At 44.6% G+C, this 13,635-nt stretch carries 15 protein-coding genes; 10 read left to right on the forward strand and 5 right to left on the reverse strand.

Features of this window, described 5'->3' with window-relative positions:
- Nucleotides 1-186 precede the first annotated feature (186 nt).
- The 7 genes from QUA00_RS34025 (at nt 187) to QUA00_RS34055 (ending at nt 5,337) form a co-directional block, all read left to right on the forward strand.
- A complete protein-coding gene (locus tag QUA00_RS34025) occupies nt 187-1,737 on the forward strand; it encodes an ATP-binding protein (protein WP_333412890.1) in 1,551 nt (516 codons plus the stop codon).
- Between the two features lie 236 nt (nt 1,738-1,973).
- The gene (locus QUA00_RS34030; protein WP_006634608.1) at nt 1,974-2,204 is read left to right on the forward strand and encodes a DUF433 domain-containing protein; all 231 of its coding nucleotides are present in this window, start codon (nt 1,974-1,976) and stop codon (nt 2,202-2,204) included.
- Nucleotides 2,201-2,533: a DUF5615 family PIN-like protein gene (locus QUA00_RS34035; protein WP_333412892.1), complete on the forward strand. Its 333-nt coding sequence runs from the start codon at nt 2,201-2,203 to the stop codon at nt 2,531-2,533. The genes QUA00_RS34030 and QUA00_RS34035 overlap by 4 nt, the downstream gene beginning before the upstream one ends.
- Before the next feature lie 35 nt (nt 2,534-2,568).
- Nucleotides 2,569-2,757 (forward strand): hypothetical protein, encoded by a 189-nt coding sequence (locus QUA00_RS34040; RefSeq protein WP_333412894.1) that lies wholly within the window; start codon nt 2,569-2,571, stop codon nt 2,755-2,757.
- Between the two features lie 110 nt (nt 2,758-2,867).
- Nucleotides 2,868-4,445, forward strand: a complete 1,578-nt coding sequence (locus QUA00_RS34045; RefSeq protein ID WP_333373490.1) for a GmrSD restriction endonuclease domain-containing protein — start codon at nt 2,868-2,870, stop codon at nt 4,443-4,445.
- 255 nt (nt 4,446-4,700) lie between these two features.
- Nucleotides 4,701-4,922 carry a hypothetical protein gene (locus tag QUA00_RS34050; protein ID WP_333127053.1) on the forward strand — a complete coding sequence of 74 codons (222 nt, stop codon included), beginning with the start codon at nt 4,701-4,703 and terminating at the stop codon, nt 4,920-4,922.
- The gene (locus tag QUA00_RS34055; RefSeq protein WP_333412896.1) at nt 4,915-5,337 is read left to right on the forward strand and encodes an aspartyl protease family protein; all 423 of its coding nucleotides are present in this window, start codon (nt 4,915-4,917) and stop codon (nt 5,335-5,337) included. The genes QUA00_RS34050 and QUA00_RS34055 overlap by 8 nt, the downstream gene beginning before the upstream one ends.
- A 118-nt stretch (nt 5,338-5,455) precedes the next feature.
- Here the strand turns inward: QUA00_RS34055 and QUA00_RS34060 are convergent, their stop codons facing one another.
- The 5 genes from QUA00_RS34060 to petM form a co-directional block, all read right to left on the reverse strand.
- On the reverse strand, nt 5,456-5,848 hold the full coding sequence (locus tag QUA00_RS34060; protein ID WP_333412898.1) for an aspartyl protease family protein: 393 nt from the start codon (nt 5,846-5,848) through the stop codon (nt 5,456-5,458).
- Nucleotides 5,841-6,059: a hypothetical protein gene (locus QUA00_RS34065; protein WP_333053554.1), complete on the reverse strand. Its 219-nt coding sequence runs from the start codon at nt 6,057-6,059 to the stop codon at nt 5,841-5,843. The genes QUA00_RS34060 and QUA00_RS34065 overlap by 8 nt, the downstream gene beginning before the upstream one ends.
- A gap of 216 nt (nt 6,060-6,275) precedes the next feature.
- Nucleotides 6,276-7,193, reverse strand: coding sequence for an NAD(+) kinase (locus tag QUA00_RS34070; RefSeq protein WP_190657000.1), 918 nt, complete (start codon nt 7,191-7,193; stop codon nt 6,276-6,278).
- Between the two features lies 1 nt (nt 7,194).
- Complete coding sequence (locus QUA00_RS34075; protein ID WP_333412900.1) at nt 7,195-8,172, reverse strand: NmrA family NAD(P)-binding protein; 978 nt, start codon at nt 8,170-8,172, stop codon at nt 7,195-7,197.
- Nucleotides 8,173-8,369: 197 nt separating this feature from the next.
- On the reverse strand, nt 8,370-8,474 hold the full coding sequence (gene petM / locus QUA00_RS34080; protein WP_172189541.1) for a cytochrome b6-f complex subunit PetM: 105 nt from the start codon (nt 8,472-8,474) through the stop codon (nt 8,370-8,372).
- Between the two features lie 70 nt (nt 8,475-8,544).
- Here petM and pdxA point away from each other — a divergent pair, with 70 nt between their 5' ends.
- From pdxA to QUA00_RS34095, 3 genes are all read left to right on the forward strand, one after another.
- Nucleotides 8,545-9,642, forward strand: a complete 1,098-nt coding sequence (gene pdxA / locus QUA00_RS34085) for a 4-hydroxythreonine-4-phosphate dehydrogenase PdxA (protein WP_333412902.1) — start codon at nt 8,545-8,547, stop codon at nt 9,640-9,642.
- Between the two features lie 118 nt (nt 9,643-9,760).
- Nucleotides 9,761-13,369, forward strand: coding sequence for an OmpA family protein (locus QUA00_RS34090; RefSeq protein ID WP_333412903.1), 3,609 nt, complete (start codon nt 9,761-9,763; stop codon nt 13,367-13,369).
- Between the two features lie 9 nt (nt 13,370-13,378).
- Nucleotides 13,379-13,501, forward strand: coding sequence for a hypothetical protein (locus QUA00_RS34095; RefSeq protein ID WP_333412905.1), 123 nt, complete (start codon nt 13,379-13,381; stop codon nt 13,499-13,501).
- Nucleotides 13,502-13,635 lie beyond the last annotated feature (134 nt).

Below are 13,635 nucleotides of genomic sequence, written 5' to 3' on the forward strand. Positions count from 1 at the left end.
CGTCCCGCCCGTCCTTTTTGGACGGGCGGGACGCCCATCCCACAAACTTGTGGAAGTTATTTAATTCTCATTCCATAGAGAGTTTCATCGGGTACCGAGAGTTACAAACCCCCGCTTAACAACTAGAACGCCATTCCAACAACCGTAAAGTAAACTGAGAGCAGCCCCATTCGCCCCAGTTGACCTATGCCACGTTGGTTCAATACTGCTGGCCCATGCCAAGAAGACATTCATTACGCACTGTCGCCCACGGTACGCTTACCAAGCTTAGAACGGTTAATCGCTCAACGCAACTATTTCGTCATCCATGCACCCCGGCAAGTGGGGAAAACCACCGCTATGCTGGCGTTAGCCAAACAACTCACCGAAAGCGGACAATACACCGCCGTGATGCTGTCAGTTGAAGTAGGCGCACCCTTCAGTCAAGACATCGCGGGTGCAGAGGATGCCATTCTCGGTGCTTGGCGACGGGCGATTTCGATTCGACTTCCCCCAGAATTGCAGCCGCCTGCTTGGCCCTCGTCGGAACCGGGACAGCAAATCGGCCATGTACTCAGCCTGTGGGCACAATCTTCTCCTCGTCCTTTGGTCATTTTTATCGATGAAATTGACGCACTACAAGACCAAGCTTTGATTTCTATTCTGCGCCAATTACGCGATGGTTATCCCAATCGCCCGAAAGCGTTTCCGCAATCGGTGGGTTTAATTGGTTTGCGGGATGTTCGCGATTACAAAGTGGCTGCGGGGGGAAGCGATCGACTCCATACATCCAGTCCGTTTAATATTAAAGTGCGATCGATTACTCTCAGAGATTTTAATGCCTCAGAAGTCGCGGAACTCTACGCGCAACATACCCAAGATACCGGACAAGTTTTTACACCTGAAGCCGTAGCCTTAGCTTTTGAGCTGACTCAGGGACAACCTTGGTTAGTGAATGCTTTAGCTAAGGAAATCGTAGAAGAATTAGTAACAGATGAATCTAGAGAAATTACACCACAACATATTTTAGCAGCTAAAGAAATTTTAATAAAACGGCAAGATACGCATTTGGATAGCTTGGCAGAACGACTCAGAGAAAACCGAGTCAAAGCCATTATCGAGCCGATGTTGGCGGGTTTGGAACTGGGCAATATCCCCAATGATGATATTCAGTTTTTAATCGATTTGGGTTTGTGTAAGATGGATGTTCTGGGTGGATTGACGATCGCCAATCCAATTTATCGCGAAGTTTTGCCCCGCGTGCTCACCGTAACGCCAATGGCTTCTCTGCCGCAAATTGCACCGAGTTGGTTGACTCATGAAGGCAAATTAGACACGCAAGCGTTACTCAAAACTTTTCTGGAATTTTGGCTACAGCATGGCGAACCGTTACTCAAAAGTGCATCTTATCCCGAAATTGCCCCGCATTTAGTGTTGATGGCGTTTCTGCATCGGGTGATTAATGGTGGGGGAACATTGGAGCGGGAATATGCGATCGGACGCGACAGAATGGATTTATGTTTGCGTTATGGTGAGGTAACATTGGGAATTGAACTGAAGGTTTGGCGAACTCGGAAAGTCGATCCGTTGAGTAAAGGGTTGGAACAGTTAGATGGATATTTGGCTCGATTGGGACAAGATGAAGGGTGGTTGGTGATATTCGATCGACGCGAGAATGCGCTCGAATTAGAAGAACGACTGAATACTGAAATTCATCTGACACCAATGGGGCGAAGTGTTACAGTTATTCGTGCGTGAAGAAGTTGCGATGAATGTTTTGGTTCGGGCGATCGCCCTAGTGTGCGATCGACTCTAATCTAAAATATAATTAAGAAGAGGTGGACATACACTATCGAGCTGCGGTATTACTCGATTATATCCAGTATTGTACCGCAACTGCAATAGAATTATTCGATCGCGCACCCATGTAACAAGCTAGTATATCTAATCTTTTCGCCAAACCTCAAACGAGGAGATTCTCAAAAATTCCAACTATGAACTACCGAAACCACATCACGATCGAAGCAAATAAACGCGGTGGTAAGCCTTGTGTACGCGGCTTGCGAATTACGGTTTATGAAGTGCTTGAGTACCTGGCTTCCGAGATGACCGAAGCAGAAATTCTCGACGATTTCCCCGATCTGACGCGAGAAGATTTAAAAGCCTGCATAGCTTATGCTGCTGACCGCGAGCGTCGGTTTATGACCGCGACCTTATCGGCATGAAATTACTTTTTGATGAAAATTTGTCGCCCAAGTTGCCGAATCGTTTGAGCGATCTTTTCCCAAATTCGCTTCACGTTCGAGATGTGGGAATGAAAGCAACGATCGACCCAATAGTTTGGGATTATGCAAAAAACAATAATTTGATGATTGTCTCGAAAGACGCGGATATGCACGACCTGAGCTTAGTATTTGGGAACCCACCGAAAGTTATTTGGCTTCGCCTTGGAAACTGTTCGACATTGCAAATTGAAAATTTGCTGCGTCGGAATTTTAACGCGATCGAATTATTTTATGAAGACGAGAATTTATCGCTGCTTGCTTTATCATAATGCACCGATCGCCGAGGGTGTGCGATCGACTCTAAATGCTCTCTAATCTAAAATCTAATATAGATAGCTTTTTTCACTGCGACGGCTTAAGAGATTTAGTCAAATCATGCGGCGAACTCGATCGAGGAAAGGAGATTCCGATGGGGAGTAAGAAGGAGTTGACATACATCCTCAATCTGCGGTATTATTCGGCTATATCCAGTATTTTACCGCATCCAGTCTAGTATTGTACCGCAACTGCGATACAATTATAAGTTATGCGGCAATCCTGGGGTTAGCGAAGTATAGTGAACTTGAAATTGTCATTACTGAGCAAGCCAAATATTAAACAGCTATGAGCGACATATTTATAAGTCAAGTCATTGAGAAAGTTCTGTCAGGGCAAATACGCATACCGACTTTTCAACGAGGTTTCGTCTGGGATGCTGATAAGGTAGCTGTTTTAATGGATAGCTTGTACAAGAGTTATCCTATTGGCTCATTGCTTTTCTGGAGAACGCGATCAAGACTTCGATTTGAGCGTGATCTTGGCCCATTTAGATTGCCAGATGTAGATCCAGACTATCCAATTGACTATGTGTTAGATGGACAGCAGAGAATTACATCTATATTTGGGGTATTTCAATCACAAGTAGACGCTTTTAGCCAAGAAGTTTGGACAAACGTATATTTTGATTACAGAGCTAATACAAATGCTCAGGAATCTCAGTTTGCTGCACTTGATGAGTCAGAAGCTGATCCCAACAGATATTTTTTGCTAAGAAACTTTTTTAATACTGTTGCATACAGGCGAGCTACCGCAAGTTTAGAAGATGAGATATTGGAATTATTAGATAAAGTTCAAGACGTTTTTAGGCAAACAAGAATTCCAATTCAAATGCTGTCAACTGATGACAAAACCATAGTAGCTATTGTTTTCGAGAGAATTAATAGGCAAGGAATTGAATTAGATACTTTGCAGCTTTTGTCGGCATGGACTTGGAGCGAAGAATTTGATTTACAACGTAAATTTGAAGATTTATCCTTGGAACTTGAACCATTTGGTTTCAGAGATGTTGGTCAAGATCAGGATTTGTTGTTGAGGTGTTGCGCTGCTGTTTTGACAGGCAATGTTAAAACTGACACTTTGATTAATCTAAATGGAGCTATTGTCAGAGATCGTTTCCAAGAGATGGCTAATGGGCTCAAGGGGGCGATAGACTTTCTAAGAGACAATTTAAAGATCTTTTCTTTAGACAATTTGCCGTATTCTAATTTTCTAGTTCCCTTATCAGTTTTTTTCTCATCAACTGGAAATTCGCAGTTTCGATATACAGATTCTCAGAGAAGAACAATTCTGAAATGGTTCTGGCGGACTTGTTTTTCTAGAAGATACAACAGTCAACCTATTAAAAGTATGCAGTCTGACGTTGGGGAAATATCGAAGCTAAAACTTGGGCAACCTTCAAATCTAGCTACTATTTCAGATGCTTTTGAAGTAGAATCATCATTCTTCAAAGACAACAAATTTAGAAGTAAGACTGTCATAACAAAAACCTTTATTTTACTGCTAGCTCAAAAAAATCCCTACAGTTTCGTAACTGGATCACCCATAAGTTTGCGTGAGGTTTTGAGGGAATACAATCGAAATCAATTTCACCATATGTATCCTAGAGCTTTTTTGAGAAGCGCCAATCAAGATAGCTACGACGATAGTTGTCTTGCCAATTTTTGCTTTTTGTCTACAAGCGACAATAATATGATTAGTAATAGTCCTCCTAGCCTCTACAGGTCGGTAATGCCAAGTTTGTCTATGAATGAAATTCTTGAACATGCTATTTCTCCTGTCTCGTTGTTTGATGACGATTTTAGAGTTTTTGTAGATGAGAGAGCAGAGCTTTTGGCAGCAGAAGCTAATCGACTTGTCCAATAGACAAATGCAGCGTAACAATTCGGGTGCAGCGGATTGACCGAAGCCGCTTGGATTGGATACAAAGACCCTGGCAACCGCTGACCCGAAACGTTATCTCGCAAACGCTGCCTGACTTTGGAGATGATTCGGAAGCTCGATCGAGAGCTTGACAAATCAGAAAATTGGTAGAATCAATAGATACGCTGCGATCGCGCACCATGCAACAAGCTAGTAGATCCAATCTTTTCGCCAAACCTCGAACGAGGAGATTCTCAAATGCCATTGGCTGAACTAATGTCACAGATCCAGGAACTTTCAAAAATTGACAAGCTTCGGCTGATGCAGTTTCTGGCAACAGAACTCGTCAAAGAAGAAAATGCAACAAACTTTTTTGTGGCCGATCGAGAGTATCCGGTCTGGTCGCCTTACAATTGCTCTGAGGCTGCCAATGTTTTAATGAATCTTCTGACGACAAAACAACAAGAACAGAATGATTGACGCTCAGAGATTTCCCTACAAAATCATTGACAGCAGTCTTGGTATGGTCGATCGAATGCCGTATCTACCATTGACACTCAGCCTGAACGGTCAATCCTTGAACGCTGAGGGCTTACTAGATACAGGCGCAAGCGTTAATGTTTTGCCCTACGAGTTAGGGATACAACTGGGCTTAGTCTGGGAAAATGAGACACTCTCAGTCGTATTGGCTGGGAATTTGGCTCGATTTGAAGCCCGCGCAGTCGTTGTTAATGCTCGAGTTAGTTCATTCCCAACGCTTAACCTGGCATTTGCCTGGACACAAGCAACCAATGTACCTTTGATTTTGGGGCAAGCTAATTTCTTCTTCGAGTTTGATGTCTGTTTCTTCCGGGCACGTTCAGAATTTGAAATCCGTCCTAAGCAGAGTGAATAGAAATGAAGACACTCCAACTATACCGTTATCTCATAAACGCTGCCTGACTTTGGAGATGATTCGGAAGCTCGATCGAGAGTTAAGCTAAATAAAACTCCGAGTTCTGCATCGATGCTTATTAGAAGCGAATAATTTCGATCGTGCATCGCGATCTCTGAAAACAGACATCAAATTCTCGAAAGAAGTTCGTTTGCCCGAGAATTAAGGGAATCTGAGAAGCTTGCGCCCAGGCAAATGCTAGGCGAACGGGTTCCAGATTCCCAATTTGAACATCTACAAATACACCCCGCGCCTCAACGCTTGCCCGATTTCCAGCCAATGGCAAGCGGACAGTTTGTTCCTCCCAAATTGCACCCAATTGCAGACCAATGTCATAAGGTAATAGATTGACCGCAGACCCAGTATCTAGCAGTGCATTCGCCGAGACAGAAAAGCCTGCATGAATCAGAGTGATGGGAATCGTGGGTAATGCTTCATTGTCAGAAAAGGGAAACTCGATCGAACTAGGCATGAGTAGATGCCTCTCGATCGTCTCGAATCATCTGCATCATAATGTTTGCCGCTTCCGTTGCATCGTAGAGCGATCGAACTGGATACTCTGATGCAGAAAAGATGACTTGTAATTCAGCGTCTGGGATTTGCACGGCTAGGAGTTTGAAGAGTGATAATTTGTCTGACTGGCTCAGATTGTTCACCAAAGGAATTAACTCAGCGAGAGACATGGTTTAAACTCCCAGAAGTACGAGAATACATCTATCATAAACGCTGCCTGAGTTTGGAGATGATTCGGAATCTCGATCGAGAATTAAGGATTCCGTAGGAGATTCCGATCAAACTTTATCCTGCCCAAAAACAAAGAAAAAGCCGCCCTAAAAGGCGACGTACTGAGCGTAGCCGAAGTGAGGGGACTTTAGCCCTCCGCTCATTACCAACAACTATCAAGGCAACTCAACGGAACTCGGTTTAGCAATGTGAGGCAAGCCCCAGCCCAATTTTTCCCGCAAAATGTGGAAAAACTCAAAAGATTGCACCCGAATAAACCGGGCTGGGTACTGAGCTCGCTCGACTTGCACCCAATCTTCGGGCAGAACATAACATCCGCCGTTACCGTCTACCACCATTACCAGGCGGTTTGGACTCGCCGGCAAAATCTTGACCGGCTCAGTGTTGGAAAACACCAAAGCCCGCGAAGCCATTGAATGCGGGCAAATAGGCAGCAACTGCAACACCGGCACTCCCGGAATGATCACAGGCCCACCGGCTGAAAGGGCGTAAGCTGTAGATCCTGTGGGAGTTGCTATGATGACTCCATCTGCAGCAATGTCAATAGAGGCGTGCTGACCGATCGCCACTTCAAAATGACACATACAAGTCAGCGGTTCCCGGTGCAGCACCATTTCATTGAGACAAAGAGCTTCCCAGAGGCAGTCGTTTTCTCGAAACAGCCGCACCGCCAGCATCGATCTTTCTTCGATTTCGTATTCTCCGGCGATTACCTTTTCCAAAGCTTGCGGCAGCAAGTTCAGGTAAGTTTCTGTTAAAAAGCCCATGTGACCGGTATTGACAGTCAGCAGCGGCACTCCAATTGGAGCAACTTGGCGAAATGCCGACAGCACCGTACCGTCGCCGCCCAAAACCACTGCAAACTCCATGTCGCTGTCAAAACCGGGGGGGACGAGTTGTTCGATCTGAGTGTGGCACAGGGGGCGATCGGGGCTAGAATAGCCCAGAATTCCTCCCGAACCAGAAACCGAGCAAACCTCCCAGCCGCGGGCAGTCAGCTTGTCTTCCAACTCTGCGGCGATGCGACAAGCCACAGGTTTAACGTCGTTGTATATAATCCCAGCTTTCGGCACTTTAAAATGTAAAGGGCATTTTTTGTTTACTCCGTTTTTTAGTTTTAAGCTGCTCGTACTCTATTTCCTTGAGCTTCTTCATAATCAGATTAAAGTATTCTTCGAGATAAGACTCCAAAGTAGTAGTTTCTTTGGGGTCGATTCCGAAGACACTGTAAACGTCATCCATCGGAGCTTTCAAGGGTTTTCCGGCTGCCAAAACTTCTGAAAAAGCCAACCTGTCAGCTACGTTCCAACTCCACTGAAAGAACTTAGCAAATTGACGAGTAGCCTTCAACAAGGCGTCTGGGGTGCGCGTAATTTTAGCTTGCTTCCCTGACAGCCGTTCGCACAACCGCACGATTTCGTCAGCATCCCAAGCGCGATTTCCCACCACCGGAAAGCTTTTTTTCTCGGTTTCAGGAACCGAAAGAGCCCGGACGGCAAATTTAGCAACGTCCTGAGTGTTCATGTAGGCAAGGGCTGACGGCTTGTTGGGCAGCCAGACTGCCTGATTGTCCAAAATCGGCATTGCATACAGGCTCAGCAGTCCTTGCAAAAAGCCGCAAGGTCTCAAGATTGTGTAGTCTAAACCGGATTCTGCTAAGAACAGTTCGGTACAGCGCTTGATTTCCAACAAGGGGACTTGGGGATATTTCTCAGCGTCGAGAAAGGAAAAGAATATGTAACGCTTGATGCCTGCTGCTGCTGCTGCTTGGATCAGCGATACTTTTCCGTCCCAGTCTACTCTTTTGATGCTGACAGAATCGGCTGCACTGGCTGTTGCTGCATCGATAATAGCAGTGACGCCTTCTAGGGCCGGAGGCAGACTGTCTGGCTGGCAAAGGTTCCCCGGTACGAGTTCAGCGCCCCATTCTTTCAAAAATGCAGCTTTTCTGTAACTTCTGACTAAACAGCGCACCTGGTAGCCCTCGTCTAGGGCGCGGCGGGCTATTTGGCGGCCGAGAGTGCCGGTGGCACCTAAAATCAATAAAGTCATCTAGGGATTAATTATGAATCTTAAACTTTCTATAAGATGGTATCAGGTTTTTGTTAAGTTTGTTATAAAAACTTAACAAAAACCTGAATTTTTCTCATTTTAGGCTTGAGATATTCGGCAGAATGCTGACTTTCGGCAGCAAGTAGACTCTAGAAGGCAGAAGGTAGAAGGCTTTTGAAGGATTGGTTGAAAAAAACTTATTCTTCGCCGCCTTGCAATTTGAGCAGGAGGAAGCCTCCACCTATACCCACGAAAATTAGGGAAAAGGACAAAAAGGCTGCATTGAAAATTTCAGGATTCATGGTTTTATATGTCTAATTGGGCGATCGCATTAAATAAAGATAATATAATTTGGGTCAACCCGGTACATGAATGCTAAAATTTCAGTGCCGAAATTCCTGTATTTTGTTGGAGAAAACTGCCTTGAGTCTCGATAGGGAATCAAAACTAGCTGTAACTCTGGGAGATCCGGCGGGAATTGGCCCGGAAGTGATTCTCAAGGCATTGGCAGATCCCGCTGCTGGTTTGAGGGTAACGGTTATAGGTTCTAGGAGAGTTTTGCAGCAAACTTACGATATGTTGCGATCGAGCAATCCCGCAGCAGAAGCGGCAAATCCCGAAACATTAAATATTATTGATATTGAACCAGACAGCAAGTGGGGCGAGATAGTCCCCGGTGTCGGTAGTGCAGCTAGCGGGGCTGCTAGCTTTGCTTACATGGAAAGTGCGATCGCCCGTACCATTGCCGGCGAATTCTCCGCCATCGTCACAGGCCCGATTTCCAAAACTTGCTGGCAGGCGGCCGGTTACAATTATCCCGGACAAACAGAACTCCTCGCAGAAAGAGCAAAATCGCAGCGGTTCGGAATGCTGTTTGCCGCCACATCTCCCCACAGCGGCTGGACGCTGGTAACTTTATTGGCTACCACACATATTTCCCTGCGTCAAGTCCCCGATGCTTTGACTCCAGAATTACTGAGTGAAAAACTAGAATTACTGATAGACTGTTTGCGGGAAGATTTTGGGCTGGAAAGACCGAAAATTGCGATTTCTGGCTTAAATCCTCACAGCGGCGAAAATGGCAAACTGGGAAATGAAGAGCAAGACTGGATGATACCTTGGTTGGAAACGCAGCGCGATCGCTTTCCTCAAGTGCAGTTAGACGGGCCAGTCCCCCCCGATACCCTGTGGGTAAAACCGGCTAAAGTTTGGTACGGTTTAGCCAAGGAAGCTCACGACGGTTACTTGGCAATGTACCACGACCAGGGGTTGATTCCAGTAAAATTGATGGCTTTCGACAAAGCAGTCAACACTACCATTGGCTTGCCTTTTGTCCGCACATCTCCGGATCACGGCACAGCTTTTGATATTGTAGGTCAAGGGATTGCAGATGCCTCCAGCATGAAGGCAGCATTGCAGTTAGCAGCCCAGTTGGCTAGTCGCAGAACAGCAGTTAAAATAGGGCGATAGGTTTAGTACGCCAGACGCTCGGAAAAATTGTGTCATTCCTATTGATTTTCGCTGGGTGAGGCGGCAAGCAAGCTGGTAATTTTCTTCGGTCGATTAAAATAACTATTGGTAGCTCAGTATGGCAGCATCTAATGATAATTCAGGGAAAATATATCAGTCAGAAAAAGAGGTTTCTGATGAAACTCTGGCAAGTTCTAAAGCTGGAGAGCAACTTCAGGAATTGCTAACCATACTGACTGAATTTCAGTTATTGAAGAAATCAAAAAAAGAGCCAAGCGAGCTAAAATTACCGCTATCGGAAAAGTCGGTTCAGCGATTAGAGGATGAGGAAAATCGGCGCAAACAATTGTCTTTTCTGATCGAACCACCGAGTATTGTACCGGAAGTATTAACTAACGAGGAAGAGATTCCACCTCAAAGACGAGAAAACAATAATCAAGAACCCGATTTATCTCTAGAGAAGGTAGCCAAAAATAATCGGTCGTCGGAGGAAGAATTAGAACAAGCAGTCGAGCAGTTTAAGCAGTTGCAACAACTGCTGTTTGAGAGGGATTTGCCGGAATTTTACAGTAATGTTTTGAGCGTGGAACAAAGGTTAGAAAATTTTGAGAAGTTGATGTCTGAGCCCGAAGAGTTGATGATTTTGCTGAAACCGTTAATTCCTGAATTAGTGAGAGAAGAATTAGAGGAGTTGAAGTCTGAATTAAAAAAGGCGATCGACCTCGCGAGCAATAATAAAATTAATCCGATCGAGTTGGAGGCAAAATTAGCAGATTGGGAAAATCAAATTGCTAACTTGAACCAGCAGCCACTGCCGAATACAGAACACTTAATCAAACGGCTGATGCCAGTAGTGGGCGATCTGCTCAACCGTAAAGTAGAGGAGTCTAAGTTAGAGGTAGCTTCGGCGATCGCACCGACAGTCAATCAAGTAATTCACAATCAAAACGGACTGGAAGAACAGGTAGTAAGAATTGAAGATAGACTTGCAAATATTCAGCAGCGTTACCAGCAGCAACCGGAAGATTTAATCAAGCAGCTAGTACCAGTAGTTAGCGATTTGCTGAACCGTAAAATTAGTGAATTAAAATTAGAGGTTGTAGAAGCTGTTGCCCCCTCAGTACAGGTAAGAATAGCTTGGGTAGAAATAGAAGAAAAAGTATTGAGCATCATCGAACGCCGACTGGCTACACAACAGTCGCCAACTCAAAAGCCTGAAGAGATAATGGCGATGCTAATGCCGGCAATAACAGATTTGCTGAATCAGAAAATCGATGAATCAAAATTACAAGTAGCAGCGACGATCCAACCTTTGATTGAATCAGCAATTCTTCAAAGAGAAGTTCAAGGAAAATTGAGCGACGTAGAAAGTAGACTAAATAATCTTCAGCGACAGCAAAAAACACAGCCGGAAGATATAATGGCAAGGTTAATGCCGTTAATGATTGAGTCGCTGAACCGGAAAATCGAGGAGACAAAGTTAGAGTTGAGAGAGGCGATCGCACCTGGTGTCAACACGGCTATTCAAAACAGCGGTATTGCAGCACAAATATTAAATAATGAAACTAAGATTGTCGAAGTTCAGCAGCAAGTTTTAGCCGAGATAGAAGGGTTGATGGCAAGAATAATGCCAGTGATTGTAGAAATGCTGTCCCGAAGCATCGGGGAAGCAAAGCTAGAGATAGAATCTGCGATCGCCCCCGCTGTCGATGCCATCATTCAGAATAAAAGGATCGATCAAAGACTCGGGAAGATCGAACAACAGATTGTGGCGATCGAACACCGGATTTATGAATCCACAGACTTGTTTACAGATTTACTGAAACCTTTGATTGACGAGCTGATGGTTAGCCATCACGCCCAACTACAAAAGTCGGTCATCGAATCTATTTTACCATTGTTAGATGAAGTTGTAAGTTATAATTACAGACTCAACGATAAAGTAGGGGAACTCGATCGCAAAATTACTGCTGCGGAATGGGGAGGCGATCGGGAAGAATTACTCGCCCGAATAAAAATCATGTTTCCCGAAATGATGCTCCAAACCATTAATGAGTCGAGACAATCATTTGTCGAAACCATAAGTCCGATAATTGATGAAATAATTAATACCAAAACCCGACAAAACAGACAATCGATGGGAGTAGCCATATCGCCGGCTCTGACTGTGGGAATCAGCCACAGAATGAGTGAATCGCCCGATGAAATTGCAATGGCGATCGCGCCGGAAATGGCTGCCGCTATCAAACAGCAAATTCATCTCAAGCGAGAAGCAATGTCGGATGCACTTTATCCGATTATCGGCAGCACGATTTTAAAATACATCGCCGAGATGATGCGGGAGATTAATGAAAAAGTCGAATCAGCTTTAAGTCCAGAGGGAATTAGTCGCAAAATTAAAGCCAAATTACAGGGAATTTCTGAAGCAGAATTGCTGATGAAAGAAACAACACCACTGAGTGTTAAAGCTGTTTTTTTAATTCAAACACAATCGGGCTTAGTAATTTCAGCAGTGCAGCATTCTGAACGCGAACAGCTAGACTCAGACATGGTAGCTGGGATGCTGACTGCTATTCGGGCTTTTGTCAACGATTGTATATCTCAGTCGGGAAATGTTGCAGAAATTGATGCAATAGAATACGGCACATCTACGATCGTATTGGAAGTAGCAGGTTCGTGTTATCTAGCAGTAGTGATGCAAGGAGAAACCCGCCAGTGGTTTAAGTATAAAATGCGATCGATCTTCAACAATATTGTTCAAGAATACGGAGATCAAATTCAGTCATTTAACGGCGATCCAGCAACTGTGCCACCCGAAGTAAACTCGAAATTGCAAAAATTAATCGATACAGAGGTAAAAGTTAAATCTCGTAAACGTCCAATTTTACCCATGATCGGTTTGGCAGCGTTAGGTTTAATTGGCCTACCTTGGGGAATTCATCAATACCGCAGCGGAGTTGAAGCGAGCTTAGAAGCAGATACGAATTTAGCATTACAATCTGCTCCCGATTTATCGGTTTATCGTATCGTGGCAGATGTTAAAGATAAATTATTGCAGATTTCGGGACGAGTGCCGAATCAAAAGCTGCGCTCGAAAGCGGAAAAAATAGCTCAGCAAGCGGCTCCAAAATTAAGAATTGACAATAAAATTATAGCCGTTGAAGTACCTCCCGATCCGGTTTTAGTAGAAGCCGATGTCAAGCGGACAGCAGCTCTTTTGAATAAAGTAGAAAGCATTGATATCTCAGCTCGCTATGCAGAGGGAAAAGTCGCCGTTGCAGGCAGTGTGAGCCAAGTGCCAGATGCTCAGAAAATAACTCAAGCTTTTGAGAAAATTCCGGGGGTGAAGTCTGTAACAAATACAGTGATAATAGGAACTCCACCGCCACCAAAGATAATAATGCCAGTTCGCGTGTATTTCGGTGCAGGTTCGGCAAGTTTGCAGGCGAAAGATGTAGCACAAAAACTTAGCAAAGTCAAGGAATATATGGAGAAAAATCGCACGAAGAATTTAAGGATAGTTGGCTACAGCGATTTTAAAAGCAGTCCGACCGAAAATCAAAAGTTGGCACTGGAAAGGGCGACAAATGTGAAAAATATTTTGGTTAGACAAGGGATAAATGGCAACAGAATACAAGTTGCTTCTACTAAGGGTCGTCCCGAAGGTGTGGAGGCAAATCAACCGCTGTGGCTGAGCAGATTGGTAGTATTTGAGGTGATAAATTAGAAATTGGGAATGGGGAATTGGGCATCGGGCATCGGGCATCGGGAATTGGGCATCGGGCATCGGGCATCGGGCATCGGGCATCGGGCATCGGGCATTGTTAATTGGGAATTTTCCCTAATGATTAATGACTAATGACTGTTGACTAATGACTGTTGACTAATGACTCCTGACTACTGATATCATGTCCGATGTGCGATTCGTTTAACCTAAATGGGTAGGTTCTCCTATCCAGGGACGGTTAGCCTAACTCCTAGAAGTTAGTGATA

It is taken from the genome of Microcoleus sp. T2B6 (assembly GCF_036700475.1).
In the GTDB taxonomy this organism is placed as follows: domain Bacteria; phylum Cyanobacteriota; class Cyanobacteriia; order Cyanobacteriales; family Microcoleaceae; genus Microcoleus.